Source organism: Chromobacterium sp. Beijing (genome assembly GCF_021496765.1).
GTDB lineage: Bacteria > Pseudomonadota > Gammaproteobacteria > Burkholderiales > Chromobacteriaceae > Chromobacterium.
This window is the reverse complement of sequence record NZ_CP053750.1, coordinates 4,384,190-4,410,691: the sequence shown is the minus strand read 5'-3', so window position 1 is coordinate 4,410,691 and position 26,502 is coordinate 4,384,190. Positions and strand designations below refer to the sequence as shown.

Annotated in this window: 32 protein-coding genes; 8 read left to right on the top strand and 24 right to left on the bottom strand. The window is 64.6% G+C overall.

Going from position 1 to position 26,502, the window contains the following annotated elements:
- Window positions 1-4 precede the first annotated feature (4 nt).
- From hisH to HQN78_RS20505, 12 genes are all read right to left on the bottom strand, one after another.
- Window positions 5-646: an imidazole glycerol phosphate synthase subunit HisH gene (gene hisH, locus HQN78_RS20560; protein ID WP_107802036.1), complete on the bottom strand. Its 642-nt coding sequence runs from the start codon at window positions 644-646 to the stop codon at window positions 5-7.
- An 82-nt stretch (window positions 647-728) separates the two neighbouring features.
- Window positions 729-1,322, bottom strand: coding sequence for an imidazoleglycerol-phosphate dehydratase HisB (gene hisB / locus HQN78_RS20555; protein ID WP_107800985.1), 594 nt, complete (start codon window positions 1,320-1,322; stop codon window positions 729-731).
- Window positions 1,323-1,325: 3 nt separating this feature from the next.
- Complete coding sequence (gene hisC / locus HQN78_RS20550) at window positions 1,326-2,396, bottom strand: histidinol-phosphate transaminase (RefSeq protein ID WP_235085899.1); 1,071 nt, start codon at window positions 2,394-2,396, stop codon at window positions 1,326-1,328.
- A 99-nt stretch (window positions 2,397-2,495) separates the two neighbouring features.
- Window positions 2,496-3,485: an ABC transporter substrate-binding protein gene (locus tag HQN78_RS20545; protein WP_235085897.1), complete on the bottom strand. Its 990-nt coding sequence runs from the start codon at window positions 3,483-3,485 to the stop codon at window positions 2,496-2,498.
- 60 nt (window positions 3,486-3,545) lie between these two features.
- Window positions 3,546-4,838, bottom strand: coding sequence for a histidinol dehydrogenase (gene hisD, locus HQN78_RS20540; RefSeq protein ID WP_107800988.1), 1,293 nt, complete (start codon window positions 4,836-4,838; stop codon window positions 3,546-3,548).
- Between the two features lie 10 nt (window positions 4,839-4,848).
- Entirely contained in the window at window positions 4,849-5,490 is a 642-nt protein-coding gene (gene hisG / locus HQN78_RS20535) for an ATP phosphoribosyltransferase (RefSeq protein ID WP_107800989.1), read from the bottom strand.
- 55 nt (window positions 5,491-5,545) lie between these two features.
- A complete protein-coding gene (locus tag HQN78_RS20530) occupies window positions 5,546-6,262 on the bottom strand; it encodes a flagellar brake protein (protein WP_227105543.1) in 717 nt (238 codons plus the stop codon).
- A 93-nt stretch (window positions 6,263-6,355) separates the two neighbouring features.
- Complete coding sequence (locus HQN78_RS20525) at window positions 6,356-6,943, bottom strand: SCO family protein (protein WP_227105544.1); 588 nt, start codon at window positions 6,941-6,943, stop codon at window positions 6,356-6,358.
- Window positions 6,943-7,842, bottom strand: coding sequence for a heme o synthase (locus tag HQN78_RS20520; RefSeq protein WP_019102802.1), 900 nt, complete (start codon window positions 7,840-7,842; stop codon window positions 6,943-6,945). Before HQN78_RS20520 ends, HQN78_RS20525 begins: the two co-directional genes overlap by 1 nt.
- Before the next feature lie 25 nt (window positions 7,843-7,867).
- Complete coding sequence (locus HQN78_RS20515; RefSeq protein WP_235085895.1) at window positions 7,868-8,884, bottom strand: heme A synthase; 1,017 nt, start codon at window positions 8,882-8,884, stop codon at window positions 7,868-7,870.
- 74 nt (window positions 8,885-8,958) lie between these two features.
- A complete protein-coding gene (locus HQN78_RS20510; protein WP_107800992.1) occupies window positions 8,959-9,486 on the bottom strand; it encodes a hypothetical protein in 528 nt (175 codons plus the stop codon).
- Window positions 9,470-10,099 carry an SURF1 family protein gene (locus HQN78_RS20505; protein ID WP_235085892.1) on the bottom strand — a complete coding sequence of 210 codons (630 nt, stop codon included), beginning with the start codon at window positions 10,097-10,099 and terminating at the stop codon, window positions 9,470-9,472. The genes HQN78_RS20510 and HQN78_RS20505 overlap by 17 nt, the downstream gene beginning before the upstream one ends.
- 91 nt (window positions 10,100-10,190) lie before the next feature.
- Here HQN78_RS20505 and HQN78_RS20500 point away from each other — a divergent pair, with 91 nt between their 5' ends.
- Window positions 10,191-10,388: a DUF2909 family protein gene (locus HQN78_RS20500; RefSeq protein ID WP_019102806.1), complete on the top strand. Its 198-nt coding sequence runs from the start codon at window positions 10,191-10,193 to the stop codon at window positions 10,386-10,388.
- A gap of 57 nt (window positions 10,389-10,445) precedes the next feature.
- Here the strand turns inward: HQN78_RS20500 and HQN78_RS25615 are convergent, their stop codons facing one another.
- From HQN78_RS25615 to HQN78_RS20465, 8 genes are all read right to left on the bottom strand, one after another.
- Entirely contained in the window at window positions 10,446-10,811 is a 366-nt protein-coding gene (locus HQN78_RS25615) for a cytochrome c oxidase subunit 3 (protein ID WP_255701191.1), read from the bottom strand.
- Window positions 10,812-10,840: 29 nt separating this feature from the next.
- On the bottom strand, window positions 10,841-11,308 hold the full coding sequence (locus HQN78_RS25610) for a cytochrome c oxidase subunit 3 (RefSeq protein WP_255701190.1): 468 nt from the start codon (window positions 11,306-11,308) through the stop codon (window positions 10,841-10,843).
- A 21-nt stretch (window positions 11,309-11,329) separates the two neighbouring features.
- Window positions 11,330-11,506, bottom strand: coding sequence for a DUF2970 domain-containing protein (locus HQN78_RS20490; RefSeq protein ID WP_081544914.1), 177 nt, complete (start codon window positions 11,504-11,506; stop codon window positions 11,330-11,332).
- Window positions 11,503-12,060 carry a cytochrome c oxidase assembly protein gene (locus HQN78_RS20485; protein ID WP_235085890.1) on the bottom strand — a complete coding sequence of 186 codons (558 nt, stop codon included), beginning with the start codon at window positions 12,058-12,060 and terminating at the stop codon, window positions 11,503-11,505. Before HQN78_RS20485 ends, HQN78_RS20490 begins: the two co-directional genes overlap by 4 nt.
- A 10-nt stretch (window positions 12,061-12,070) precedes the next feature.
- A complete protein-coding gene (gene ctaD, locus HQN78_RS20480; protein ID WP_107800996.1) occupies window positions 12,071-13,708 on the bottom strand; it encodes a cytochrome c oxidase subunit I in 1,638 nt (545 codons plus the stop codon).
- 38 nt (window positions 13,709-13,746) lie between these two features.
- Window positions 13,747-14,850 carry a cytochrome c oxidase subunit II gene (gene coxB, locus HQN78_RS20475; protein ID WP_370646616.1) on the bottom strand — a complete coding sequence of 368 codons (1,104 nt, stop codon included), beginning with the start codon at window positions 14,848-14,850 and terminating at the stop codon, window positions 13,747-13,749.
- Between the two features lie 189 nt (window positions 14,851-15,039).
- The gene (bioD, locus tag HQN78_RS20470) at window positions 15,040-15,678 is read right to left on the bottom strand and encodes a dethiobiotin synthase (protein ID WP_235085887.1); all 639 of its coding nucleotides are present in this window, start codon (window positions 15,676-15,678) and stop codon (window positions 15,040-15,042) included.
- Window positions 15,679-15,975: 297 nt separating this feature from the next.
- Window positions 15,976-17,784: a 2-isopropylmalate synthase gene (locus HQN78_RS20465; protein ID WP_235085884.1), complete on the bottom strand. Its 1,809-nt coding sequence runs from the start codon at window positions 17,782-17,784 to the stop codon at window positions 15,976-15,978.
- 235 nt (window positions 17,785-18,019) lie between these two features.
- On the opposite strand from HQN78_RS20465, the gene asd reads away from it, so the two are divergent.
- Entirely contained in the window at window positions 18,020-18,862 is an 843-nt protein-coding gene (gene asd / locus HQN78_RS20460; RefSeq protein WP_227105566.1) for an archaetidylserine decarboxylase, read from the top strand.
- A 128-nt stretch (window positions 18,863-18,990) separates the two neighbouring features.
- Here the strand turns inward: asd and ilvC are convergent, their stop codons facing one another.
- The 3 genes from ilvC to ilvB are packed head-to-tail and all read right to left on the bottom strand — an operon-like array spanning window position 18,991 to window position 22,336.
- On the bottom strand, window positions 18,991-20,007 hold the full coding sequence (ilvC, locus tag HQN78_RS20455; RefSeq protein ID WP_048407995.1) for a ketol-acid reductoisomerase: 1,017 nt from the start codon (window positions 20,005-20,007) through the stop codon (window positions 18,991-18,993).
- A gap of 59 nt (window positions 20,008-20,066) precedes the next feature.
- Window positions 20,067-20,558 (bottom strand): acetolactate synthase small subunit, encoded by a 492-nt coding sequence (ilvN, locus tag HQN78_RS20450; protein WP_019101853.1) that lies wholly within the window; start codon window positions 20,556-20,558, stop codon window positions 20,067-20,069.
- A gap of 11 nt (window positions 20,559-20,569) precedes the next feature.
- Window positions 20,570-22,336: a biosynthetic-type acetolactate synthase large subunit gene (gene ilvB, locus HQN78_RS20445; protein WP_107801000.1), complete on the bottom strand. Its 1,767-nt coding sequence runs from the start codon at window positions 22,334-22,336 to the stop codon at window positions 20,570-20,572.
- A gap of 195 nt (window positions 22,337-22,531) precedes the next feature.
- On the opposite strand from ilvB, the gene HQN78_RS20440 reads away from it, so the two are divergent.
- The 4 genes from HQN78_RS20440 to HQN78_RS20425 are packed head-to-tail and all read left to right on the top strand — an operon-like array spanning window position 22,532 to window position 24,389.
- On the top strand, window positions 22,532-23,098 hold the full coding sequence (locus HQN78_RS20440) for an RNA polymerase sigma factor (RefSeq protein ID WP_235085881.1): 567 nt from the start codon (window positions 22,532-22,534) through the stop codon (window positions 23,096-23,098).
- Window positions 23,095-23,460, top strand: a complete 366-nt coding sequence (locus HQN78_RS20435) for a DUF3619 family protein (RefSeq protein WP_107801002.1) — start codon at window positions 23,095-23,097, stop codon at window positions 23,458-23,460. The genes HQN78_RS20440 and HQN78_RS20435 overlap by 4 nt, the downstream gene beginning before the upstream one ends.
- The gene (locus HQN78_RS20430; RefSeq protein ID WP_235085878.1) at window positions 23,453-23,842 is read left to right on the top strand and encodes a DUF3106 domain-containing protein; all 390 of its coding nucleotides are present in this window, start codon (window positions 23,453-23,455) and stop codon (window positions 23,840-23,842) included. Before HQN78_RS20435 ends, HQN78_RS20430 begins: the two co-directional genes overlap by 8 nt.
- Window positions 23,829-24,389 (top strand): RDD family protein, encoded by a 561-nt coding sequence (locus HQN78_RS20425; RefSeq protein WP_235085876.1) that lies wholly within the window; start codon window positions 23,829-23,831, stop codon window positions 24,387-24,389. The genes HQN78_RS20430 and HQN78_RS20425 overlap by 14 nt, the downstream gene beginning before the upstream one ends.
- Here HQN78_RS20425 and HQN78_RS20420 read toward each other — a convergent pair whose 3' ends face one another.
- Window positions 24,390-25,283, bottom strand: a complete 894-nt coding sequence (locus HQN78_RS20420) for a LysR family transcriptional regulator (protein ID WP_235085874.1) — start codon at window positions 25,281-25,283, stop codon at window positions 24,390-24,392.
- Window positions 25,284-25,395: 112 nt separating this feature from the next.
- On the opposite strand from HQN78_RS20420, the gene HQN78_RS20415 reads away from it, so the two are divergent.
- The gene (locus tag HQN78_RS20415) at window positions 25,396-25,824 is read left to right on the top strand and encodes a carboxymuconolactone decarboxylase family protein (protein ID WP_107801006.1); all 429 of its coding nucleotides are present in this window, start codon (window positions 25,396-25,398) and stop codon (window positions 25,822-25,824) included.
- Window positions 25,825-25,956: 132 nt separating this feature from the next.
- Window positions 25,957-26,454 (top strand): MarR family winged helix-turn-helix transcriptional regulator, encoded by a 498-nt coding sequence (locus tag HQN78_RS20410; protein WP_107801007.1) that lies wholly within the window; start codon window positions 25,957-25,959, stop codon window positions 26,452-26,454.
- The last annotated feature ends 48 nt before the right edge of the window (window positions 26,455-26,502 follow it).

The following is a 26,502-nucleotide window of genomic DNA, read 5'->3' as shown; positions in this document are numbered from 1 at the left end:
TGAGTTAAACACTGCCATCCCAGGCCAGGAAGTTCTTCATCATCTGAAGGCCGGCCCGGTGGCTCTTTTCGGTGTGGAACTGGCTTGCGAAAATGTTCTCACGACCGACAATACAGGAAAACCGCTCAGGGTATTCACTTTCCGCCAACGTCAGGCCCGCATCGGCCGGCGCAAAGTGGTAACTATGCACAAAATAGAAACGCTCGCCGTCGGCGATGCCGGCGAACAAGGGATGGACCCGCGTCTGGAACACCTGGTTCCAGCCCATGTGCGGCACTTTCAAACGCTCGCCCTCGGCGTCGCGCAGCCCGGCGGCAAAACGCGCCACCTTGCCGGGGAACAGGCCCAGGCCTTGAGTCGGCCCCTCCTCGCTTTCCTCGAACAATAGCTGCGCGCCGACGCAGATGCCAAAAAACGGCTTGTTCTTGGTGCTTTCCCTTATCGCCTCGGCCAGCCCGTGCTGGTTCAGCTCGCGCATGCAGTCCGGCATTGCGCCCTGCCCGGGGAAGATCACCTTGTCCGCCTTGAGCACGGCTTCCGGCTCGCTGGTGAGGAAGATGTCCGCGCCGATGTCGTTGACGGCCTGCGCCGACTTGAGCACCGAATGCAGATTGCCCATGCCGTAATCCACTACTGCAACTTTAATCGCCATCCTGCAAGCTCGCTTCGGGGTGTGGCGGCGCTCCGGCCAAATGCGGCCGGAGCCCTGAAAAAACGGCGCGGCCGACTTATGCGGTCAGCGTGCCCTTGGTGGACGGCGTCTGTCCGGCCATGCGCTCGTCCGCCTCACAGGCCATGCGCAAGGCGCGGCCGAAGGCCTTGAAGATGGTCTCGGCCTGATGATGGCTGTTGACGCCGCGCAGATTGTCTATGTGCAGCGTGACCATGCTGTGATTGACGAAGCCGTGGAAGAACTCGGAAAACAGGTCGACGTCGAACTGGCCGATGCTGGCGCGGGTGTATTCGACCTGGTATACCAGGCCCGGACGGCCGGACAGGTCGATCACCACCCGGCTCAGCGCCTCGTCCAGCGGCACGTAGGCGTGGCCGTAGCGGCGGATGCCCTTCTTGTCGCCTATCGCCTTGGCGAAGGCCTGGCCCAGGGTGATGCCGATGTCTTCCACCGTGTGGTGGGCGTCGATATGCAGATCGCCGTGGGCGACCACGTCCAGATCAATCAGGCCGTGGCGGGCGATCTGGTCCATCATGTGGTCGAGAAAGGGCACGCCGGTTTCAAAGCGGCCTACGCCGGCGCCGTCCAGATTCAGGCTGACGGTGATCTGGGTTTCCAGGGTATTGCGGGTAACGGTTGCGGTTCTCATGGCTCAGGCGAAGTAAGCGTCCAGGGCCGCCAACATGGCGTCGTTTTCCTGCGGCGCGCCCACGGTCAGGCGCAGGCATCGCTCCAGCAAGGGGTGGCTGCCGTGCAGTTGCTTGATCAGGATGCCGCTGGCCTTGAAATGCTGGTACAAGGCCGGCGCGTCCGGCACCCGGATGGTGATGAAATTGGCTTCCGACGGGAAGGCTTCGATGGCGGCGTGGCGCGCCAGCCCGGTGGCCAGCCGGCCGCGTTCCTCGCACAGTTCCGCGGCCTGGCGGTTGAACACCTCGATATGGCTCAGCGAGAAGCGCGCGGCGGTCTGGGTCAGCACATTGACGTTGTACGGCGGGCGCACCTTGTCCAGTTCCCGGATCCAGTCGGCGGGGCCGGCGGCGTAACCCAGGCGGATGCCGGCCAGGCCCAGCTTGGACAGCGTGCGCATCACGATCAGATTGTCGCGCAGGCCGGCCAGGTTCATGAAGCTGTCGCTGGCGAAAGCCTGATAGGCCTCGTCCACCACCACCAGGCCGGGCGCGGCCTCGCAGATCGCTTCCACCTCGGCGCGGGCGAAGCGCGGGCCGGTCGGGTTGTTGGGGTAGGACACGAACACCACCGCCGGCTGATGCTCGGCGATAGCCGCCAGCGTCGCCCGCAGGTCCAGGCTGAAATCGGAACGCAGCGGCACGCCGACGTAGTCCAGGCCGGAGAACAGCGCGTTCATCTTGTACATCACGAAGGACGGCTCCAGCGCCAGCAACTTGGCGCCGGGACGGGCCAGCGCCTGCGCCACCAGGGTGATCAGCTCGTCGGAGCCGTTGCCCAGCAGCACTTCGGCCGGCTCCGGGATGGAAAACGCCTGCTTCAGCTGGGCTTTCAGCGTGCCGCCGGACGGGTCCGGATAACGGTTGACGGCGACGTCGGCCAGCGTCCGCGCCAGTTCCTGGCGCAGCTCGGCCGGCAGCGGCCACGGATTCTCCATGGCGTCCAGCTTGATGTAGCCGTCGGCGGAGGCTACCGGGTAGGCGCTGATGGCGGCGATCTCATCGCGCACCAGCTGTCGGACGGACTTTTTCATGACTTCGCAATCGGCCTGGCGGCCAACAAAAGCCCCGCGGGCGGAGCCGTGTTATCGGAAAAGACGAAAAGCTATAGTAGCGTGTTCATTCGCTTTCAGCTACTCGACCCAATTCGCCCGTTCCCGCAGCCGCGCCGGCAGCTCTATGCGGTCTCGCGCCAGGCCTTCGCGGCTGAAAACATAGCGGCCTTCCGACGGCGTCACCGGGAACAGGCTGGCCACCGGCTTGCCGTGGAACAACACTTGCTCGGCCAGCTTGGCCGCCTCGCGGCCCTGCTCGTAGCCGGACAGCACCAGGCCGCCGGCGGCCTTGTCCTTGCCCACGGCGAAATCCCAGAACGCGAACAGCGGCAGCTTGGCGTGGGCGGCGGTCCAACGCAGCACTTCATCGCCGGGCACCACCTTGCCGCCGGCGTCGCGCAGGGTGAAGTAAAGGCCGACCCAGACCGCCTGATAGCGGCCGGCGGCGCCCAGCACCCGCCGCTGCCAGTCCGCGTAGGAGCCGGTCAAGGCCAGGTCGACGTGGATATTGGCCAGCAGCATGGTGTCGCGGCCGACGAAGGTCTCATCGCGGATGATGCGCGAGGTGAGATCGTCGTCGAACAGCACCAGCGCGCTGCGCAGGCCTTTGACGGTTTTGCCCAATTCGAAGACGCTGCGCAGAATCAACGGCCGCTCCAGCACACCGCTGACGCCCGACGCCGCGCCCGGGAAGTAATTGCGCGGATTGTTGTTGATGCCCAGATAGATCACCGGGACGCCCCGCTGGGCCAGCTTGCTGCCCACTCTTTGCAAGGCGGCGTCGTCGCCGACGATGACGAGCTCAGGTTTTATTTTCGCCGCCATCGCCAGCGCCTCGTCGGCGCGCGCCTGATGCTGGGCCGGCGGCAGACGCTTGGTGTCCATCGCGTAATAGCTCAGCTGCGCGCGCTTGCCCAGGCGCTCCTGCAGGGCGCGGCGGTAATCCTGATCCCAGGGGTAGTCGCTGTGATAGCTCTCCACCACCAGCACCCGCGGTTGCGCCCCTGCCGCCGCGGACAAGAAAAAGGCCAGACAGAGTCCGGCCATGATGCGTTTCAGCCCAGCCATCGCCTTCTCCGGTTACCTATCCAGATTAAGCGATGAAGCGGCGTTTCGCCTCCAGCGGCGCTAGGCGTCCAGCCTCAGCTCCGCCGCGCGCGCATGCGCGCTCAGGCCTTCGCCGTGGGCCAGCAGGCTGGCGACCTGGCCCAGCGTCTGCGCGCCGGCCTGGGACACCCGGATCAGGCTGCTGCGCTTCTGGAAGTCGTACACGCCCAGCGGGCTGGCGAAACGCGCGGTGCGGCTGGTGGGCAGCACGTGGTTGGGGCCGGCGCAATAATCGCCCAGGCTCTCCGAAGTGAAACGGCCCATGAAGATGGCGCCGGCGTGACGGATCAACGGCAACAGCTCGTCCGGATGGGCCACCGACAATTCCAGATGCTCGGGCGCGATGTAGTTGGCGATCTCACAGGCTTGCGCCAGATCGCCGACCTGGATCAGCGCGCCGCGATTACCGAGGCTGGCCTCGATGATGGCGCGGCGCGGCATCTGCGGCAGCAGTCTGGCGATGCTGGCCTCGACCTGGGCGATATAGTCCGCCGACGGGCACAGCAGGATGGCCTGGGCGATTTCGTCGTGCTCGGCCTGGCTGAACAAATCCATGGCCACCCAGTCCGGCGGGGTGTCGCCGTCGCAGATCACCAGGATTTCGGACGGGCCGGCCACCATGTCGATGCCCACCACGCCGAAGACCCGGCGCTTGGCCGCGGCGACGTAGGCGTTGCCCGGGCCGGTGATCTTGTCGACCTGGGGCACGGTCTCGGTGCCGTAGGCCAAGGCCGCCACCGCCTGGGCGCCGCCGCAGGTGAACACTTTGTCCACGCCGGCGATGTAGGCGGCGGCCAGCACCAGGTCGTTGCGCTCGCCGTCCGGCGTCGGCACCACCATGATGATTTCGCCGACGCCGGCCACCTTGGCCGGCATCGCGTTCATCAACACCGAGCTGGGATAGGCGGCCTTGCCGCCCGGCACGTAGATGCCGACGCGGTCCAGCGGCGTCACCTGCTGGCCCAGCAAGGTGCCGTCCTCGTCCTGATAACTCCAGGAATGCGCCAGTTGCTTCTCGTGATAGCGGCGCACCCGTTCCGCGGCGGTGCTCAGCGCGTGGCGCACCGGATCGCTCAGCCGGTGGAAGGCGGCTTCCAGTTGCTCGCGCGACAGCGTCAGATCGGCCATCGAGACCGCGCGCATGCGGTCGAAGCGGTTGGTGTAGTCGATCACCGCGGCGTCGCCGCGCGCCTTGACGTCGTCGCAGATGGCGGCGACGGCGGCGTCGACGGCCGGGTCCTGCGCGGTTTCAAAGGCCAGCAGCGCCTGCAGGCGGGCGGTGAAATCGGCTTGGGAAGAGGACAGTTTCAGCATGGAGCGGACCTCAGGCCGGCACGGCGCCGGCGAATGCGTCCAGCACCGGCTGGATCACGTCGTGTTTGAGCTTGAGCGCGGCCTGGTTGACCACCAGCCGCGAACTGATGTCGACGATGTGTTCGACCGCGACCAGATCGTTGGCGCGCAGCGTGCCGCCGGTGGAGACCAGGTCCACGATGGCGTCGGCCAGGCCGACCAGCGGCGCCAGCTCCATCGAACCGTAGAGCTTGATGATGTCCACATGCACGCCCTTGCGGGCGAAATGCTCGCGCGCGATCTGCGGATACTTGGTGGCGATCTTCAGGCGCGCGCCGCGGCGCACCGCGGCCTCGTAGTCGAAGCCGTTCTGCACCGCCACCATCATATTGCATTTGGCGATATTGAGATCCAGCGGCTGGTACAGGCCGGCGCCGCCGTGCTCGATCAGCACGTCGCGGCCGGCGATGCCCAGATCGGCGGCGCCGTACTGGACATAGGTCGGCACGTCGGACGCGCGCACGATCACCAGCCGCACGCCCGGATGGTTGGTGCCGATGATCAGTTTGCGCGAGGCTTCCGGGTCCTCCGCCGGCAAAATGCCGGCGGCGGCCAGCAGGGGCAGGGTCTCTTCAAAGATGCGCCCTTTGGACAGGGCAATAGTCAGCTTCATGATGTCTTGCGGCAAGGATGACGAAATCGAGGTTAAGGCGAAGCGGCGCGCGGATTCAGCCGACCAGCGCGCGGCGTTCGCGCTCGAGCAGGCCGACGTAGCGCTGGATCAGCGTCTCCATCGCCGGCGTCAGCCCCAGGTAGGAGCAACCGATGCGCACGGCCTCGTTGCCGTTGCGCAGCTTGGCGGCCAGCCGGTGACGGACTTCCAGCCCGATATGCAGCCCGCCCAGCGGTTTCAGGTCCAGCGTGCAGCGCTGGTATTGCTGGCCGATGTCGAAGCCGGGCGTGGCCGGCTGCGGCAGCCACATGCTGACGCCGCCCAGGCTGACGTCGAACAAGGCCAGGTCGATCGGCTTGTGCGGGTAATCGGCCACATGGCACATCACCGGGCTGGCCGCCGGGGTCTGGATGCGGAAGAATTCGCGGCGCTGCAGCTTGATCACCTGCTCGGGCAAATCCGCCTGGAAGGCGGGCTGGCCCTCCCAGTCTATCCGGCGCACCTGGCCGGTGACGAACTGGGTCTTGACGCCCTCCGGCGAGCAGACGAAGACATTGCGCTCGCTGGCCAGCAGATGTTCATTGGTCTCCGGGTCCGCGCCCCAGTCGAACACCAGCGTGCCCGCCTTATGGTCCACCTCCAGGAAACGAGTCAGGATGAAGGTTTTTCCCTTATTGGAAAACACCGTCACCATGTGGCCATTCTTGGCGATGCCGGCCAGATGATGGGCGATCTCCACCGACGTGGACAGCGTGTATTTGGCGAGGTCCAACGATGGCTGCGAGCCGGATGTTGCGCCAGCGTTATGGTCGTTGCTCACTTTGATCCGACTTTCATGTCTGCGTCAGTTTCCGATACGCCAAGTTTAGCGTAACAACTGGCCAATATCATGAGCCAAGCTCGCCGACGGCGTGCCATAGGCCTCAAACACTCGCAAACGGCCCTGTTTATCCAACAGATAGGAGCCGGCGCTGTGGTCCACGCTATAGCCGCCGCCCGGCTGGCTCACCCGCTGGGCGACGACCTTGTATTGATTCTTGATCTGCTCGACCTCGCCAGCCGTGCCGGTCAGACCGACGAAGCTTCGATTGAAATGCGGCACATAGCCGGCCAGCACCTGCGGCGTGTCGCGTTCCGGGTCTATGCTGACGAACAGCACCTGCACCTGGCTGGCCTGCTCGCCCAGCTGCTTCACCGCCGCAGCGTATTCCAGCATGGTGGTGGGGCAGACGTCCGGGCAATGGGTGTAGCCGAAGAACAGCGCCACCACCTTGCCCTGGTATTGGGACAGGCTGCGGCGCTGGCCTTGGTGGTCGGTCAGCGTGAAATCGCCGCCTATCGACGCGCCGGCGACGTCGGTGCCTTTCAAATCCAGCTTGGGTTCATTCGGCGAGCACGCGGCCAGCCACAACGGCAGCAGCAGCCAGCCGGCGAGTTTTATCAATTTGCGCATCAGGAAACGGGTATCAGCCAGTAATGGTCTATCAGCAGGGCCGCGAACAGCCAGGTCAGATACCAGATCGACCAGGCGAAGGCGCGGCGGGCCAGAGCGTCAGCATACTGGCGATGCAGGCGCACGGCAAGGAAGAGCAACCGCGCGTCCAGCGCCAGCGCCGCCAGCAGATAGAGCCAGCCGGCCGCGCCCATCGCCACCGGCAACAGGGTGATGGCCGACAACAGCAGCGAGTACAGCAAGATGGACAGCGTGGTGAAACGCTGGCCGTGGGTCACCGGCAGCATGGGCAGCCCGGCGCGGGCGTAATCGTCGCGGCGGTACAGCGCCAGCGCCCAGAAATGCGGCGGCGTCCAGGCGTAGATGATCAGGAACAGCACCAGCGCGAACGCGTGCACCTCCCCGGTCATCGCCGCCCAGCCCAGCACCGGCGGCATCGCGCCGCTGGCGCCGCCGATCACGATGTTCTGCGGCGTATTGGGCTTGAGCAGCAGGGTGTAGACGATGGCGTAGCCGACGAAGGTGGCCAGCGTCAGCCAGGCGGTCAAGGCGTTGACCAGGCCGGCCAGCAAGGCCATGCCGATGCCGCCGGCGGTCAGCGCGATGATCAGGGTCTCGGCCGCACCGGCCTCGCCGCGGGCGGTGGCGCGCCAGGCGGTGCGGCGCATATTGGCGTCCACCGTGCGCTCCACCAGGCAATTGATCATCGCCGCCGCGCCGGCCACCAGCGCGATGCCGGCGGTGGCCGGCAACAGGCGCGCCGGATCCGGCCAGCCCGGCCCCGCCAGAAACATGCCGATCACCGCGCAGAATACGATCAGCCCCACTACCCGGGGCTTGGCCAGTTGCATCAAGGCGACCGCGTGCTGGCGCGCCTGCTGAAGCTCCGCTGCGTTCATGTTTTTCCCCCTCAGGATGCGGCGCTCAAACCCATTCGCGATGGTTTTTGGAAAGACGAGGCAAAGGCCCGACCGGCCGCGCCTGCGCGGCGCGCGCCGGCCTCAGCCGCAGCGCCAGCAGGCTGCTGATCAGCAGCAGACAGGCGGCGCCGGCGTTATGCAGCACCGCCACCGGCAAGGGCAGCGCCAGCAACACATTGGCGATGCCCAGCCCGATCTGCAGCGACAGCGCCGCCAGCAAGCAACACAGGTGGCCGCGCAGCGCCGGCAGCCGCCAGCCGGCGCGCGCCGCGCTCAGGCACAAGACGGTCACCAGGGCGGCGCCCAGCCGGTGCAGCCAATGCACCGCCACCAGATTGCCCACCGCCAGCGGGCTGCCGTCCGGCGCCTCGCCCAAGGCGCGGAACAGATGGAAAGCGTGTTCGAAGCGCATCTGCGGCCACCATTCGCCATTGCAGGCGGGAAAGCCCTGACAGGCCAGCGCGGCGTAGTTGGTGGACACCCAGCCGCCCAGGGCCAATTGCAAAGCCACAGCCAGCGCCAGAGCGCGCGCCAGCCAGCTCAACGACGTAGGCGCGTCCACCGGAGCGAGCCGCGGCGACAGCGCCAGCCAGGCCAGCAGCAGCAGCACCGACACGCCCCCGATAAGGTGCAGGGTGACGATGGCCGGCTTGAGCAGCAAGGTCACCGTCCACATGCCCAGCAAGCCCTGGAGCAGCACCACCGCCAACAGCGTCCCGGCGACCCGGCGGTGGCGTTTCCGCCGCCACGCCTGCCAGCCGATGGCGACGATCAGCGCGCCGAGCGCGCCGGCCAGATAGCGATGGCTCATTTCCTTCCAGGCCTTGCCCAGGCTGACCGGGCCGTCCGGGCTCTGGGCTTGCTGTTGCTGAATGCGTTCCGCGGCGTGATGCGGGGAGATCTGGCCGTAACAGCCCGGCCAGTCCGGACAGCCCAGCCCGGCGTCGGACAGGCGCACATAGGCGCCGAAAGGCACGACCACGCATGCCAGGATGAATGCCAGCCAGATCAGTCGCCTCATGCTGCTCTCCCCTTGTCGAGCGGCCAAGAAACTGCGGATGTCGCGGGCCGCGCGGGCGCCGCGGCTTAACGAGCTCAACCGATGCCGTTATTGGTTTTCAGCACGCGGCCTATTTCCTGAATCACTTTCTTGGGATCGGCGGCGTCGGGATAGAACAAGACCTGGTTGCCCAAGGGGTCCACCAGGTAGTAGCCGCCGCCGTCGACGTCCGTCTGCGCGGTTTGCACGATGTGGGTGGCGTCCACCTCCTCGTGCGCGGCGCTCTCCTGCCAGCCCAGCCGGGTCAGACGGCCGGCGGCCTCGCCCTGCGCGCGCTGAATCTGGCGCATCGCGAAAAAGCGCTGCTGGCAGCGTGTCTGGCAGCCCGGTTCTATCCTGGCCGCCAGCACCCATTTGCCGCGCGGCCATCCTTGCGCGCCGGTCAGCGCGAACGGCCGCGTCGGCAGCAATTGGCCGTAGCTCTTGCCGCCCTGCGGCGGCATCAGCCGGTAAGCCGCCCAAGAGGCGAGCACCGGCGCCAGGCAGATGGCCGCCATCAACAGCAGCTTGAGCCGGCCGCGGCGCCGGGACGGCTCGGGGGACGCTTCATCGACGCGGCTCATGGGAACGTCTCCTCAGCGAATGCAAGGACAGCAGCAATAACAGGCCCAGCAGCAGCCACTGCGCCGCATAGGCGTAATGGCGCTCCGGCATGAATTCCGGCAGCACCGGCCAATGCCGCAGCGGGTCCGGCGAGTGCTCCAGCACCACCACGCCCTGATGCCAATGGCCGGGGTAGCGCTGGCGCAGCGCGACCATGTCGATGGCGTCGACGCGGCCCTCCACGCCGGCCACCGCGCCGGGCAGCACGAAGTGGCGCGGCAGCGGCATCCAGTGTCCGCGCAAGGTCAGCGTTTTCGGATCGACGGCGGGCGGCGTCACGCCGTCGGCCAGCCAGCCCAGGTCCAACAGGGCCATCGCGCCGTCTTCCAGCCGCCAGGGCTGCAGCATGCGCCGGCCCTTGACCTCGCCCAGATAGCTGTTTTCCAACAGCAAGGCCGGGCCGGCCGGCTGCGCGCCGGGCAGCGCCACCCGGCTGAATTCCGGCTGCGGGCGGGCCTCGCGATAAATCAGGCTGACCGGCGGAACGCCGATGGCGCTGGTCAGCGAGCGCAATAATTCGGACTTTTCCTGCGCGCGCTGCCATTGCCAGGCCGCCAAAAAGAAAGGCAGCACCGCCATGGCCAATAAACACAGCCAAACCAGCCGTTTGCCGCTAGACTTCAAAGCTGTAGATCGACGGCCCAATCGACCGGGGGATTCCGCAATGAAACTTGTCATTCTGTTCTTGCTCGCCTGCATCGTGCTTGCCCTGTTCTGGGGCCTGACCGGCCTGCTGAAGTCCGATCAAGGCTCTCAACGTCTGGTTCGCTCCCTCACTTTGCGCATCGGCCTGTCCATCGGCCTGTTCCTGCTCTTGCTGCTGGGCGCGCTGTTCGGCTGGTGGCGCCCTCATCAAGCTTAGCCGAGCCGGCCGCCCTCGTCCCGGCGCGGCCCCTGGCCTTTGGTCCGGCCGCGCGGTTCACAGCCAGTAGACGAAGACGAACAGCAACAGCCACACCACGTCGACGAAGTGCCAGTACCAGGCCGCCGCCTCGAAGGCGAAATGATGCTGGCCGTCGAAATGCCCGCGCATCACCCTCAGCCACACCACCGCCAGAATGATGGTGCCCAAGAGCACGTGCAGGCCGTGAAAACCGGTCAGCATGAAGAAAGTCATGCCGTAAGCGCCGGAGGCCAGGCTCAGATTCAACTCGCTCATCGCGTGGCCGTATTCGTACATCTGCAGGCAGAGGAACAAGCTGCCCAGCAACACGGTCAACAGCAGCCCCAGCTTCAATTGCGCGCGCCGGCCTTGCAGCAGCGCCCAATGCGCCCAGGTCACCATCGCGCCGGAACTCAGCAGGATCAGGGTATTCAGCGCCGGCAGGCCCCAGGCCCCATCGCCTGATAGGGCTTGGTGATGCCCGGCCCGGTCAGCAGCGGCCAGGACGGCTCGAAATCCGGGTACAAGATTTTGTAGTCCATCTCGCCCAAGGTCGGCACCGACACCACCCGCACCCAGTACAAGGCGCCGAAGAAGGCGCCGAAGAACATCACCTCGGAGAAGATGAACCAGCCCATGCCCCAGCGGAAGGACATGTCTTCCTTGCCCTGGTAGTCGCCGTGCCGGCTTTCGCGGATCACGTCGCCGAACCAGCCGAACAACATATAGATCAGTATCAGCGCGCCCACGCCCAGCGACAGCTTGCCCAGCGGCTGGCCGTTGACGGCGAAAGCCGCGCCCAAGCCCAGGCAGAACAGCGCCACCGCGCCCACCGCCGGCCAGCGCGATGGCTGCGGCACAAAGTAATGCGTCTGTTCCCGCTCGTTCGCTGTCGTCATTGCGTTCTCCCTGCACACCGATTAGGACGTGGCCAGCCGCACCACCAATAGCAACACGCCGATAAAAGTCGCCGCCAGCAGCAGCGCGGTCAGTATCAGCTGCAGCGGCGAGAGCTTGCTGTCCTCGCGCGCGTCCGCCTTGCGGCGCACGCCGAAAAAGGCGGACAACACCGCCAAAACGCCTTGCCATGCCCTCATGAGCCCGCTCCCGCATTGCCCGGCACGTCAAACACGGTATAGGCCAGCGTGATGCTGTCTATTGAGGCCGGCAAGCGCTTGTCGACGACGAACACCACCGGAAAGCGTCTGGTTTCGCCGGGCGCGAAGGCCTGCTGGCGGAAGCAGAAGCACTCCAGCTTCTTGACGTACTCGCCGGCGGCGGCGGGCAGATAGCGCGGAATCGCCTGCCCCACCACCCGCTGACCGCTGGCGTTGGTGATTTCGTACTCCACTTGCACGAACTGGCCCGGCTTCACCTTGAGCCGGGTCTGCAAGGGCCGCACCTGCCACGGCAAGCCGGCCTGCACCGTGGCGTCGAAAGTCATGTCCACCTCGTGCGCCGCCGCGCCGCCGTTTGTCGCCGTGTCGTCCAGGCTGTCCGCCTTGACCACGTCGTTGAGGCCGGTGACTTCGCACACCACCTTGTACAGCGGGATCAGCCCCCAGGCGAAAACGAACATCAGCAAGGCCACCACCGCCAGTTTCTTCATCAGCTGGCGGTTGCTGCGGCCCTGCTTGGCGGCGGCTTCCATCGCATCGTCCTCAGTGGTGCTCGCCGCCGGTGCTGGACACCACCACGCCGTTTTCAATCACCTCCAGCTGCGGCGCTTCGGCGAAGCTGTGATAGGGCGCCGGGGTGGGAATCGCCCACTCCAGCGTATTGGCGCCCTCCCACGGATGCTGCGGCGCGGGCTTGCCGTGGCGCAGCGAGCGCAGGATGTTGTAGAGGAAGATCAACTGCCCCAGGCCGAACATGAAGGCGCCGATGCTGGCCAGCTGGTTGAACTCGGTGAATTGCAGCGCGTAGTCGGGAATCCGCCGCGGCATGCCGGCGAGGCCGAGGAAGTGCATGGGGAAGAAGGTGACGTTGAACCACAGCAAGGACCACCAGAAATGCAGCTTGCCCAGGCCCTCGTGGTACATCTTGCCCGTCATCTTGGGAAACCAGTAATAGATGGCGGAGAACAGGCTGAACAGCGCCCCGGCCACCAGCACGTAATGGAAATGGGCGACCACGTAGTAGCTGGCGTGCAGCTGGATGTCCACCGCCGCCACGCTGAGGGTGACGCCGGACAGGCCGCCTATGGTGAACAGCAGGATGAAGCCGATGGCGAACAGCATGGGCGTTTCAAACGTCATGCTGCCCTCCCACATGGTGGCCACCCAGTTGAACACTTTGACCCCGGTGGGCACCGCGATCAGCATGGTCGCGTACATGAAGAACAGCTGGGCGGTGGCCGGCATGCCGGTGGCGAACATATGGTGCGCCCACACCATGAAGGACAGGATGCCAATGCTGGAGGTGGCGTAAACCATGGAGGCGTAGCCGAACAAGGGCTTGCGGGCGAAGGTGGGAATCACCTGGCTGACGATGCCGAAGGCCGGCAGCGCCATGATGTAGACCTCGGGATGGCCGAAGAACCAGAACACGTGCTGATACAGGATGGGGTCGCCGCCGCCGGCGGCGTTGAAGAAATGGGTGCCGAAGTGACGGTCGGTCAACACCATGGTGACCACGCCGGCCAGGACCGGCATCACCGCGATGATTAGGTAGGCGGTGATCAGCGAGGCCCAGGCGAACATCGGCATCTTCATCATGGTCATGCCCGGCGCGCGCAGATTGAGGATGGTGACGATGATGTTGATCGACCCCATGATGGAGCTGACGCCCATGATGTGGATGGCGAAGATGGTCATGTCCATGCCCATGCCCATCTGGGTGGACAAGGGCGCGTACAGCGTCCAGCCGGCCGCCGCCGCGCCGCCGGGCACGATGAAGGACAGCAGGAGCAGCAGCGCCGCCGGCGGCAGCAGCCAGAAGCTCCAGTTGTTCATCCGGGCGAAAGCCATGTCCGGCGCGCCTATCATCAGCGGCAGCATCCAGTTGGCCAGGCCGGTGAAGGCCGGCATGATGGCGCCGAACACCATGATCAGGCCGTGCAGGGTGGTGAACTGGTTGAACAGCTCCGGCTGGAAGAACTGCAGGCCGGGCTGGAACAGTTCGGCGCGGATGCACAGCGCCATCACCCCGCCGGACAGGAACATGATGAAGGAGAACCACAGATACATCGAACCGATGTCCTTGTGGTTGGTGGCCGCCAGCCAGCGCATGATGCCGCGCGGGCGCTCGTGATGCCCCGGCGCGTGCCCGGCATGGCCGGCGTCATCGACAATTGCCATATCGCTCTCCTTGCATGGGTTCGCCGCCGCTCCCGGCCTCAGCCGGTGGCGCCGCGGGCCGCCTTGATCTCTTTGGGCTGCACCAATTCGCCGGTGTGGTTGCCCCAGGCGTTGCGCTCATAGGTGATCACCGCGGCGATGTCGGTATCGGACAGCTGTTTGCCCCAGGCTTGCATCGCCGGGTTTTTCTGACTGCCGAACAAGACGATGTGGATGTGCGCCGGCTTGTCGGCGGTGGCTATCTTGGAACCGTCCAGCGCCGGGAAGGCGCCGGGCAGGCCCTTGCCGTTGGCCTGATGACAGGCGACGCAGTTCTGGGCGTAGACTTTTTCGCCGCGGGCTTTCAGATCGGCCAGCGTCCACACCTTGTTGGGATCGTCCGCCGCCGCGGCCATTTGCTTTTTCTTGGCTTCCAGCCACTTGGCGTAGTCGTCCGGCGTCTTGGCCTCCACCACGATGGGCATGTAGCCGTGGTCCTTGCCGCACAACTCGGAGCACTGGCCGCGATAAGTGCCGGGCTTGTCTATGCGAAACCAGCTGTCGCGCAAAAAGCCGGGAACCGCGTCCTGCTTGACGCCCAGCTGCGGCACCCACCAGGAGTGGATCACGTCGTTGGCGGTCAGCAGCAGCCGCACTTTCTTGCCGGTGGGCACCACCAGCGGCTCGTCCACTTCCAGCAGGTAATTGACCGGTTTGGCCGCGGCGTTGGCGATGGCCTCGCGCGGCGTGGACAAATGGCTCATGAAGCCGAAGTTATCGTCCAGATAATCGTAACGCCACTTCCATTGATAGCCGGTGACCTTGACCGTCATGTCCTCGCCGCGCGTGCTCTTCTGCGACAACACCGCCTTGGTGGCCGGCCAAGCCATGCCGATCAGGATCAGCAGCGGAATCACCGTCCAGATGATTTCCACCGTGGTGTTTTCATGGAAGTGCTTGGCCTGATGGCCGGCGGCTTTGCGGTGGCGGACGATGGCGTACATCATCACCAGGAACACCAGCGCGAAGATGACGCAGGTGATCACCAGCAACATGGTGTGCAAGTCGTATTGCTGGCGGGCAATGGGAGTGACGGGGGCTTGCAGATTCAACTCGGCCGCTGACGCGCAGGATATCGGCAGCCAACAGCAAAGGACGCGCATACAGGACATGGAGCCCCCCTAGAAATCCTCAACTGACATGAAATGGTGCTGACTGGTCCGGTCTATTCCCATGACCGGTTAATGGCATGCTAGAAAAAAAGGTCAAGGAAAACAAGAAAATGTCTTGCGGCAACGCAATAAAATATTACGGATGGGAATCGCTGAGCGCGCCGTTCCGCGCCCGGCGGCTCAGTTGGGTTCGCCGGCCAGGTGCGGCACTTCCAGCAATAGCGGCGCCGGCATGTGTCTTTGCAGGGTTTCCAGGTTCTGCTCGTAGGCCTGTTGCTGCGGCACCACTCGATTGGCCACCCAGCCGGCCAGCGGCAGCCCGGCGTCCAGCACCGCGCGCGCGGTCAGCAAAGCGTGGTTGATGCAGCCCAACCGCATGCCCACCACCAGAATCACCGGCAGTTGCAAGGCCTTGGCCATATCGGCCATGAACAGCCGGTCGGACAGCGGGGCCATCCAGCCGCCCGCCGCCTCCACCACCACCACGTCGGCGCAAGCGGCCAATTGCTGGTAATGGTCGACGATCACGTCCAGCCGGATGTCCACGCCGGCCTCGCTCGCGGCGATATGCGGCGACACCGGCGGCAGGAATCGATAGGGGTTCATCAGTTCCAGATCGGACTGGCCGGTGGCGGCGGTCAGCCGCGCCACGTCGTCGTTCCACCAGCTGCCGTCGGCCAGCAGTTCGCAGCCGGAAGCCACCGGCTTCATCGCCAGCACGCGCTTGCCTTCGGCCTGCCATTGGCGGATCAATTGCACGGCGACGTGGGTCTTGCCGATTTCGGTATCGGTGCCGGTGATGAAGAAGGCTGCGGACATGGGCGCTTTCCGTAATGGGGAAGGAGAGAGCTGGCAGTCTAGCGCCGGCCCGTCCGCGCGTAAAACGCAAAAGCCCCGGCTCCGCCGCGCAACGACGCCGACCTCATGGGTCGGCTGTCCGCCGCGCGGCCTTGTGAGCCGGGGCAAAAAGGGTCGGCCTTGTGGGCCTGATGGACTTCACACTCGATAAAGTGAACTCCCTGGGCCGGACGGTCTAACGCTGACTGCACGCCGACAAGGACGGGATGGAAAACCTTGTCGACGACGCGCCGCGCTGGCCGCCTCGGCCGGAAAACCTCATACCAGCGCTTGTGCGTTCAGCTTTTGCTCCTGGTTCATCAATTTGTTCAAGGCCGACAGATAGGCCTTGGCCGAGGACACGATGATGTCGGTGTCCGCGCCCAGGCCGCTGACGATGCGGCCGTCTCGCGCCAGGCGCACCGTCACTTCGCCTTGGGATTCGGTGCCCTTGGTGATGGCGTTCACCGAGTACAGTTCCAGTTCCGCGCCGCTGGCGGCCACGCTTTCAATCGCCTTGAAGGCGGCGTCCACCGGACCGGAGCCGCTGGATTGGGCGCGGCGCTCTTCGCCGTGCGCCAGGAAGACGATGGAGGCCACCGGCGCTTCGCCGGTTTCGGTGGCGATCTTCAAGGACACCAATTTGTAATCCTCTTCGCGGACGGTGCTGAACTCGTCCGACACCAGCGCGTGCAGGTCCTCGTCGAAAATCTCGCGCTTGCGGTCCGCCAGCTCCTTGAAACGGGCGAAGGCGGCGTTCAGCGCTTCTTCGCTGTCCAGCACGATGCCCAGCTCGATCAGCTTGGTCTTGAAGGCGTTGCGGCCGGACAATTTGCCCAGGGTCAGGCGGTTGGTGCTCCAGCCCACCGATTCGGCGGACATGATCTCGTAGGTTTCGCGGTGCTTGAGCACGCCGTCCTGATGGATGCCGGACTCGTGGGCGAAGGCGTTGGCGCCGACGATGGCCTTGTTGGGCTGCACCGGATAGCCGGTCACCGTGGACACCAGCTTGGAGGCCGGCACGATCTGGGTGGCGTCGATGCCGGTTTCCAGCGCGAACACGTCCTTGCGGGTGCGCACCGCCATCACCACTTCCTCCAGGCTGGCGTTGCCGGCGCGCTCGCCCAGGCCGTTGATGGTGCATTCCACCTGGCGCGCGCCGCCCAGCACCGCGGCCAGGCTGTTGGCCACCGCCATGCCCAGGTCGTTGTGACAGTGGGCGGACCAGACCACTTTGTCGCCGCCCGGCGTCTTGGCGATCAATTCGCGGAAGAAAGCCTCGGTGATGAAGGGCACCGCGTAACCGACGGTGTCCGGCACGTTCAGCGTGGTGGCGCCGGCCTTGATCACTTCGCCGAAAATGCGCGCCAGGAAGTTGATGTCCGAGCGCAGCGCGTCTTCGGCGGAGAACTCCACGTCGTCGGTGTATTCGCGGGCGATTTTCACCGCCGCCACCGCCGCCGCCACCACTTCGTCCGGGCTCATGCGCAGCTTCTTCTCCATATGGATGGGGCTGGTGGCGATGAAAGTATGGATGCGGCCGCGCGCCGCCGGCTTGATCGCTTCGCCCGCGGCGCGGACGTCGCGCTCGTTGGCGCGGGCCAGACTACAGACGGTGGAGTCCTTGATCACTTCGGCGATGGCGTGGATGGCGTCGGCGTCGCCCGGGCTCGCCGCGGCGAAACCGGCTTCGATGATGTCCACGCCCAGACGCTCCAGCTGGCGGGCAATCCGGATCTTTTCTTCCTTGGTCATCGATGCGCCCGGCGATTGCTCGCCGTCGCGCAAGGTGGTGTCGAATATATAAAGACGATTGCCCATCTGGCTGTTTCTCCCTGGTCCCTGCATTGCAATTTCCGCGCCTGTCCCGACGCCGATCAGATAATCGTTGAAATCGAAGCGTTTACCCTGGCTGGCCGCCATCACCGCCAGCTTGTTGAGCTGGGCCAATGGCAGGCTGCCGCGTTCTCTCCATTTGTATATCGCCGCCCGAGTCACCGGCTCATCGGCGAACAAGCGATTCAGATCCTCAGCCAGCTGTCCCGGCCCGCCGAAGTCCGCAATCAAGCGTTCAATGTCCAATTGCATCATGTGCTCCCGCAGCAAATTTTGATCCAGCCTACCGGCAAGCAAGACATAAAGTCAAATCTTCACGCTGAAAACTGTGATTAAAACGTTACACCCGATGTCCAAGCCAAAAATATCGGACATTATGTCTATTTTTGCTTGGCAATTGCCTAAGCTTTAAGCAAAGCGCAAGCGATCAGACGCCGGCAGATCGGTTATACTCTTGGGTTTAGTCAGATTGATCGAGGACAAACCAGTGTCCGAACGCCTGTTCGTGCTGTTGCAACATCTGATGCCCAAGCTGGCCATGACCCGGTTGGCGGGCCGCATCGCCAACTGGGAAGGCGGCAGCCTGACGCAATGGATCATCCGCCGCTTCATCGCCCGCTATCAGGTGGACATGAATGAAGCCGCCGCCAGCGATCCCTCCGCCTACGCCAGCTTCAACGCCTTCTTCACCCGCGCCCTGCGCGCCGACGCGCGCCCGCTCTCGAGCGAACGGCTGGCGTGCCCGGTGGACGGCGCCATCAGCCAGTTCGGCCGTATCGAGCAGGGGCAGATTTTCCAGGCCAAGGGCCGCAGCTACTCCGCCCAGGCGCTGCTGGCCGGCGACGCCGAATCCGCGCGCCGTTTCGACGACGGCCATTTCGCCACCATCTACCTGAGCCCGCGCGACTACCATCGCATCCACATGCCTTGCGACGGCCGCCTGCTGCGGATGAGCTATGTTCCAGGCGAGCTGTATTCGGTGAACCCGGCCACCGCCCGCGGCGTGGACCGCTTGTTCGCGCGCAATGAACGCGTGGTCTGCCTGTTCGAGGGGCAGGACGGCCGGCCCTTCGCGCTGGTGCTGGTGGGCGCCACCATCGTCGGCAGCATGGCCACCGTCTGGCACGGCGTGGTCAATCCGCCGCGGCCGGGCCAGATCCGGCACTGGGACTACCGCGACCAGGACATCCGTCTGGCCAAGGGCGAGGAGATGGGCCGCTTCTTGCTGGGCTCCACCGTAGTCTTGCTGTTCCCGCAAGGCCCGCTGAGCTTCAACCCCGCCTGGCAAGCCGCCGGCGCGGTGCGCATGGGCGAGGCGATGGCCGACTGAAGGCTCTCGCTCCAAACGCAACGGCGCCCAGGGCGCCGTTTTTCATGGGCCGGCCTTGCGTCCGCGCCGTCCAAACGCAAAAAAGCCGGGAAATCTCCCGGCTTTGCTTAATGCGGCAGCCCGCGGACTCAGTTCTTGGACTGGTCCACCAGCTTGTTCTTGGCGATCCACGGCATCATCGCGCGCAGCTCGGCGCCCACTTTCTCGATCGGGTGATCAGCGGTCAGACGACGACGCGCGGTCATGCTCGGATAGTTGGTCTTGCCTTCCAGGATGAACATCTTCGCGTATTCGCCGGACTGGATGCGGTACAGCGCCTTCTTCATCGCGTCCTTGGTGGCGGAGGTCACCACTTCCGGGCCGGTCACGTACTCGCCGTACTCCGCGTTATTGGAGATCGAGTAGTTCATATTGGCGATGCCGCCTTCGTACATCAGGTCGACGATCAGCTTCAACTCGTGCAGACACTCGAAGTAAGCCATTTCCGGCGCGTAGCCGGCTTCCACCAGGGTTTCGAAGCCGGCCTTGACCAGCTCCACCGCGCCGCCACACAGCACGGCCTGCTCGCCGAACAGATCGGTCTCGGTTTCCTCGCGGAAATTGGTCTCGATCACGCCGCCCTTGGTGCCGCCGTTGGCCGCCGCGTAGGACAGCGCCACGTCGCGCGCCTTGCCGGACTTGTCCTGATAGACCGCGATCAGGGTCGGCACGCCGCCGCCCTTCAGGTATTCAGAGCGCACGGTGTGGCCCGGGCCTTTCGGCGCCACCATGATCACGTCGACGTCGGCCGGCGGCACGATCTGGTTGTAATGGATGTTGAAGCCGTGGGCGAAGGCCAGCGCCGCGCCCTTCTTCAGATTGGGCGCGATGTCCTTGCCGTAGACGTCCGGCTGCGATTCGTCCGGCAGCAGAATCATCACCACGTCGGCCTTCTTCACCGCCTCGGCCACTTCCTTGACCTTGTGGCCGGCCGCTTCCGCCTTCTTCCAGGAAGCGCCGTCCTTGCGCAGGCCCACCACGACGTCCACGCCGGAGTCTTTCAGGTTCTGCGCATGGGCGTGGCCCTGGGAACCGTAGCCGATGATGGCGACTTTCTTGCCCTTGATGATGGAGAGGTCAGCGTCTTTGTCGTAGAAAACTTTCATTTGCAATCCTTGATTTCGTTTGTTTAGGCGGCCCGGCCCTTGGCCGGCGCCCGCCTGCTTCAGATTTTCAGAACCCGCTCACCCCGACCAATGCCGGATGCGCCGGTACGGACCGTTTCCAGGATCACTGTGCGGTCCACCGCCTCGATGAAGGCGCCGAGCTTTTCGCTCGTACCGGTCAGCTCGATGGTGTAAGTCTTTTCCGTCACGTCGATGATGCGTCCGCGGAAGATGTCGGCCATGCGCTTCATCTCCTCGCGGTCCTTGCCGGTGGCGCGGACCTTGATCAGCATCAGCTCGCGCTCGATGTGCTCGGATTCATTGAGGTCTATCACCTTGACCACCTCGATCAGCTTGTTGAGCTGCTTGGTGATCTGCTCGATGACTTCGTCGGAACCGTGAGTGACGATAGTCATGCGCGACAGCGTCGGGTCCTCGGTCGTGGACACTGTCAGCGAATCGATGTTGTAGGCACGGGCCGAAAACAGGCCCACCACGCGGGACAATGCGCCCGCTTCGTTTTCCAGAAGAATGGATAGGATATGTCGCATACCGGCTGGCCTCAACACATATTGCCGTAGTCACGGTTGTTCTCGAAGGGCACGTTCTGCACCTCGCTCATGTGCTCGGGCAGGTCCATCTGGTCCAGGCCCTTGCCGTTTTGCACCATCGGGAACACGTTCTCGGACTGGTCGGTACGGAAATCCAGGAACACCAGCCGCTCCTTCAGCTTCTGGCTGAACGCCTCCTTCAATACCGGCTCCACGTCGGCGGGGTCTTCCACCTTGAAGCCGATATGGCCGTAAGCCTCGGCGATTTTGACGAAGTCCGGCAAGGCGTCCATATAGGATTCGGAATAGCGCGTGCCGTAGAAGAACTGCTGCCACTGGCGCACCATGCCCAGGTAGCGGTTGTTCAGCGCCAGCACCTTCACCGGGGTGTGGTACTGCTTGCAGGTGGACAGTTCCTGGATGTTCATCTGGATCGAGCCCTCGCCGGTGATGCAGGCGACGGTGGCGTCCGGATTGGCCAGTTGCGCGCCCATCGCCGCAGGCAGGCCGAAGCCCATGGTGCCGAGTCCGCCGGAGTTCAGCCACTGCTTGGGATTGTCGAACTTGTAGTACTGCGCCGCCCACATCTGGTGCTGGCCCACGTCGGATGTGACGATGGCCTTGCCGCCGGTGATTTCGTACAGTTTCTCCACCACGTACTGAGGCTTGATCAGCTCGGTGGACGGGGTGTACAGCAAACAGTTGTGGCCGCGCCATTCCTCAATCTGCTTCCACCAGCCGGCCAGGGCTTGAGCGTCCGGCTTCTGGCCGGATTGCTTCAGCAGGTCCAGCATGTCTTTCAGCACATGCTTGACGTCGCCGACGATGGGGATGTCCGCCTTCACCCGCTTGGAGATGGAGGACGGATCCACGTCGATGTGGATGATCTTCTTCGGCTGGCTGAGGAAGTGCGAGGGCACGCTGATCACGCGGTCGTCGAAACGCGCGCCTATGGCCACCAGCACATCGCAGTACTGCATCGCCATATTGGCTTCATAAGTGCCGTGCATGCCCAGCATGCCGAGGAACTGCGGATCGGAACCCGGATAGGCGCCCAGGCCCATCAGGGTGTTGGTACACGGCAGGCCCAGCGATTTGACCAGCTCGGTCACTTCGCCGGCGGCATTGCCCTGCACCGCGCCGCCGCCCACGTAAATAAAGGGGCGCTTGGCTTCCAACAGCAGGTTCACCGCTTTCTTGATCTGCCCCGGGTGGCCGCGGGTAGCCGGCACGTAGGAGCGGATATGCACGCTTTCCGGGTATTGGAATTCCGTGCGCTGCTGGGTGATGTCCTTGGGGATGTCAACCACCACCGGACCGGGACGACCGGTCTTGGCGATGTAGAACGCCTTTTTGATGGTGGCGGCTATTTCATTGACGTCCTTGACCAGGAAGTTGTGCTTCACGCACGGGCGGGTGATGCCCACCATGTCCACTTCCTGGAAGGCGTCCAGGCCGATGGCCGGAGACGGCACCTGGCCGGACAGCACCACCATGGGGATGGAGTCCATATAGGCGGTGGCAATGCCGGTCACGGCATTGGTCGCGCCGGGGCCGGAGGTGACCAGGGCCACGCCCACCTTGTCGCTGGAACGGGAGTAGGCATCGGCGGCATGCACCGCCGCCTGCTCATGCCTGACCAGCACATGTTTGAATTTGTCCTGCCGGAAAATGGCATCGTAGATTTCCAGCACCGCGCCGCCGGGGTAGCCGAAAACAAATTCGACACCTTCTTCCTGCAGGCAGCGGACAACCGCTTCCGCGCCCGATATCTGCATATCGCCTCTTGTCTTTGCGTTAGTTTCATCCCGTATCGGACGACCTTAGCGTATTGCTTTGAAACCGGTCAAGTGCTTTTGTGCAGGTGCAATATGCGTCTAAGCCTCGGTAAATTCAGGAAAAAAATCAGGCTTGGCCGAATCGGCGGCGCTCTGCTACCATCTTCTGTTGGCATCAACTCAAACTCTCACCCGATGGCTAGCCGCGAGGAAATGGCCGACTTCCTGGAGTCGGCGGAGAAACGCGCTTTCAAGCAGGCGTGGTATTCGGTCCAGAACGAAGACAGCGCATTGGATATCGTGCAGGACTCGATGATGAAACTGGCGGATCGCTATCCGCACGCCCCGGCGGCGGAACTGCCGCTGATCTTCCAGCGCATCCTGCAAAACACCATCCGCGATTTCTACCGCCGCAGCAAGGCGCGCCGTTTCGTCAGTACGCTGCTGTCTTCGCTGATCCCCGCCCGCGAGGAGGAGGACGGCCCGGACCCGCTGGAAGTGCTGGACGTGGCCGCTGACGAGGCGCACAGCAACCCCGAACTGTGGTGCGCGCGCAAGGAAACCGCCGTGTTGATCGAGGCCTCGCTGCAGTTGCTGCCCGCCCGTCAACGCGAGGCCTTTTTGCTGCGTTATTGGGAGGGTCTGGATGTCGCCGCCACCGCGCGCGTGATGGGCTGCTCGGAAGGCAGCGTGAAAACGCATTGCTCGCGCGCCAATCACACGCTGGCCGCCATCCTCGCGCAAAAGGGAGTGACGCTATGAAACCTTCCAATCCCCTGCCCGGCCATGTGTCCCGCGTGCTGGATCACGCCAGCGACGATCTCGACCCCGCGCTGGAACGCAAACTGCGCCAGGCGCGCGAACGCGCGCTGAGCCGCTTCGACGCCCATTCCCCCGGCGCCGCGCCCCCGCGCGAGCGGCTGGGCCTGTGGGCTCAACGCCATGTGTTGTCGCTCCGCCGCGGCGGCCTGGCCTTGGGCTTCGCGCTGTTGACCGGCGCCGGCATGATGCTGGCCGAAGACCTGCTGCTGGAGGAAGAAGCGGTGGACGCCGCGCTGCTGGCGCAGGATCTGCCCTTCGAAGCCTTGCTGGAACCGCATTTCAGCCGAGGCCTGCATGAATAGCGGCCGCCGCCTGCTGCTTGCCCTGTGCCTGAGCGGGCTGCTGACGCCGGCGGCCAAGGCCAGCCCGCCGGCCAACCCCAGCTGGGCGCAGTTGAGCGCGGAACAGCAACAGGTGCTGGCGCCGCTGGCCACGGAATGGGACCGCTACGCGCCGTATAAAAAGCAGAATCTGCTGGCCATCGTGCCGTCCTTCCAACAGCTGCCGGAGGCCCAGCGCCAGCGCGTGCAACAGAAGCTGAAAGCCTGGTCCGAGCTGAGCCAGCAGCAGCGCGACGAAATCCGCGCCAACTGGAAAGCCTTGCAGCAGATGCCGCCCGAACAACGCCGGCAGGCCATCCAGCGCCTGCAACAACAACATAAAGCCCAAGATGCCTCCCGCTGACGCCCCCGCCCTGACTCCTCCGACACTGAAACGCAGCCTGGCCAGCCTGTTCTACGAATTGCTGCTGGTCGCCGCGCTCTTGCTCACCGTCACCGCGGCGCTGACCCCGTTGCAAACGCTGATCGGCCAGGGGCCGCTGTTCAAGGCCCTGCTGAAAGGTGTGCTCGCCGTCGCGCTATTCGGCTACTTCGGCTATTGCTGGGTGCGCAGCGGCCAGACCGTGGCGATGAAGACCTGGCGCATCAAGCTGGTCAACGCCCGCGGCGGCGGCATTGTCTGGAAGCAGGCGGCGGCGCGCTACCTGATCGGCCTGACCTTGTTCGTCGGCATGCCGGCGGTGTCCTACCTAGGCTGGGCCAATGCCTACGGCCACCAGCCGCAGGCGCTGTGGCTGGCGCTGAGCTGGTGCCTTGTGCCCTTCCTGGCCAAGTTCTACGACCGCGACAAACTCTTCCTGCACGACAGACTGGCCGGCACCCGGCAGATCGTGCTGCCCAAGCCGCCGCATCCGGGCAAGAAGCGGCGCGGCGAGCCCACGCCGGGCTGACTAAGCCCGCGCCAGCAAAGGCTCTGTCTCGGCGAACTCCGCCAGAACGTCCAGCAAGACCCGCACCCGCGCCGGCGGATAACGCCGTTGCGGCCATACCGCGTACACCGGCTGCGCCGGCATTTCCCAGCCGGCCAAGACCTGCCGCAAGCCGCCTTCCGCCAACTGACGGTGGCACAGGCTATGGGGACAGACGGCAATGCCGACGCCGGCCTCGGCCAAGCGGCGCGGCAGCAGCATATCGTTGACCCGCAGCCGCGGCGGCGGCAACTCCCATTCCGCGCCGTCGTCCCGGCGCCGCAAATGCCAGCGCTCGAACGGCTCCGCCACCAGCAAGGCGTGACGCTCCAGCGCCTCCGGCGTCCGCGGCTCGCCTTGCGCCGCCAGATAGGCCGGCGCGGCCACCAGCAAAGTGCGCACCCAGCCCAGCCGTCTTTGGTTCAAGCTGGAGTCCGGCTGCTCCCCTACCCGCAAGGCCAGGTCCGCCATGCCGCTGAGCAGGTCGTCGATGGCGTTGTTCAGATGCAGCTCCAAGCGCAAGTCCGGATAGTCTCTGAGCATCCGCCGCCACACCGGCACCAGGACGTCGTTGCCCAGGCTCAGCGGCGACAGCACCCGCAGCACGCCCTTGACCTGGTGCAGCGAATCGGCCAGCGACGCGGCGGTCTGGCTCAGCGATTGCAGCAAGGGCCGGCATTGCTCGTAGTACTGCCCGCCTTCCGCCGTCAGCTCCATCCGCCGCGCGCTGCGGTGCAGCAGGCGACAGCCCAATTCCCGCTCCAGCGCCTGCAAGCGCCGCGACAGGGTGGCGGTGGGCACGCCCAGCCGCCGGGCGGCGGCATTCAGGCTGCCGGCGTCGACAATGCTCACGAATAACTGCAGATCATCCAGCATGATTTCATTTTTGGAATTTGAATTCGATATTTTAAGTCTATTTACATAAATGATTTTTGCCTAGACTGGCCTTGCAGCTCGCCGCTGCGACTCTCTCTTGAAAGGAATTGCCATGTCTCTGCGCCTGCCCTACACCCAACTGTCCCCCGCCGCCTACCAAGGGCTGGCCAGCGTCAAAGCCAGCCTGCAGCACAGCAGCCTGGGCCTGCCCTTGATCGAGCTGGTTTACCTGCGCGTATCCCAGATCAACGGCTGCGCCTTCTGCCTGAAAATGCACGCGTCGGCCCTGCGCGCCCGGGGGGAAAGCAATGAACGCATCGATTCTCTGGCCGGCTGGCGCGTCAGCGAGTTGTACAGCGCCCGCGAGCGCGCGGCGCTGGAATGGGCGGAATCGCTGACCGACATCGCCGTCACCCAGGCGCCGGACCAGCACTATCTGCCCTTGCAGGAACACTTCAGCCCGGAAGAAGTGGCGGACCTGAGCTTCGCCATCGCCCTGATGAACGCCTTCAACCGGCTGGCGGTCAGCATGCGTCAGTAAGCGCGCTTCCCGCTGGTGCGGGTGATGACTGAAGACTATTATTTCACGTGAAGATAAACTAACTTCAAGCCGTGCTAATCTCTGCGCCCGGTAGTCATCCAGTTGTCACCCACACATCAGGAACCGTCAGTGATGCAACAAGCACCAGACCAGATTGACCGTATCGTGGCCCTGTGGCGCGAGGTTCGCCCGGACTTGGACCCGTCCTCCACCGAAGTGGTCGGCCGCATTGTGCGAATGGAGTACTTCGTCACCCGCCGCGTACTGCACGATTTGGCGCGCCACAATCTGAATGTCGGCGAATTCGACGTGTTGGCCGCGCTGCGCCGCGGCGGCGAGCCGTTCCAGCTGTCCCCCAATCAACTGCAAGGCATGGTGCTGATTTCCTCCGGCGCGCTGACCAACCGCATCAATCGTCTGGAAGAAGCCGGCCTGGTGACCCGCTCGCCGGACCCGGGCGACCGCCGCGGCGTGATCGTGACGCTGACGCCCAAGGGCTTCGAGGTGATCGAGGACGCCGTCGGCAACCATCTGTCGGCCGAGGCCGAGTTGATCGAGATGCTGGACGCGGAAGAACGCGCCACGCTGGCGCGCTTGCTGAAAAAGATGCTGCAAACCCAGGAGGATTGAAATGCGCGCGCCCTCCTGTAGCCTGCCGCGCTGAGCGGACAAAAAAAC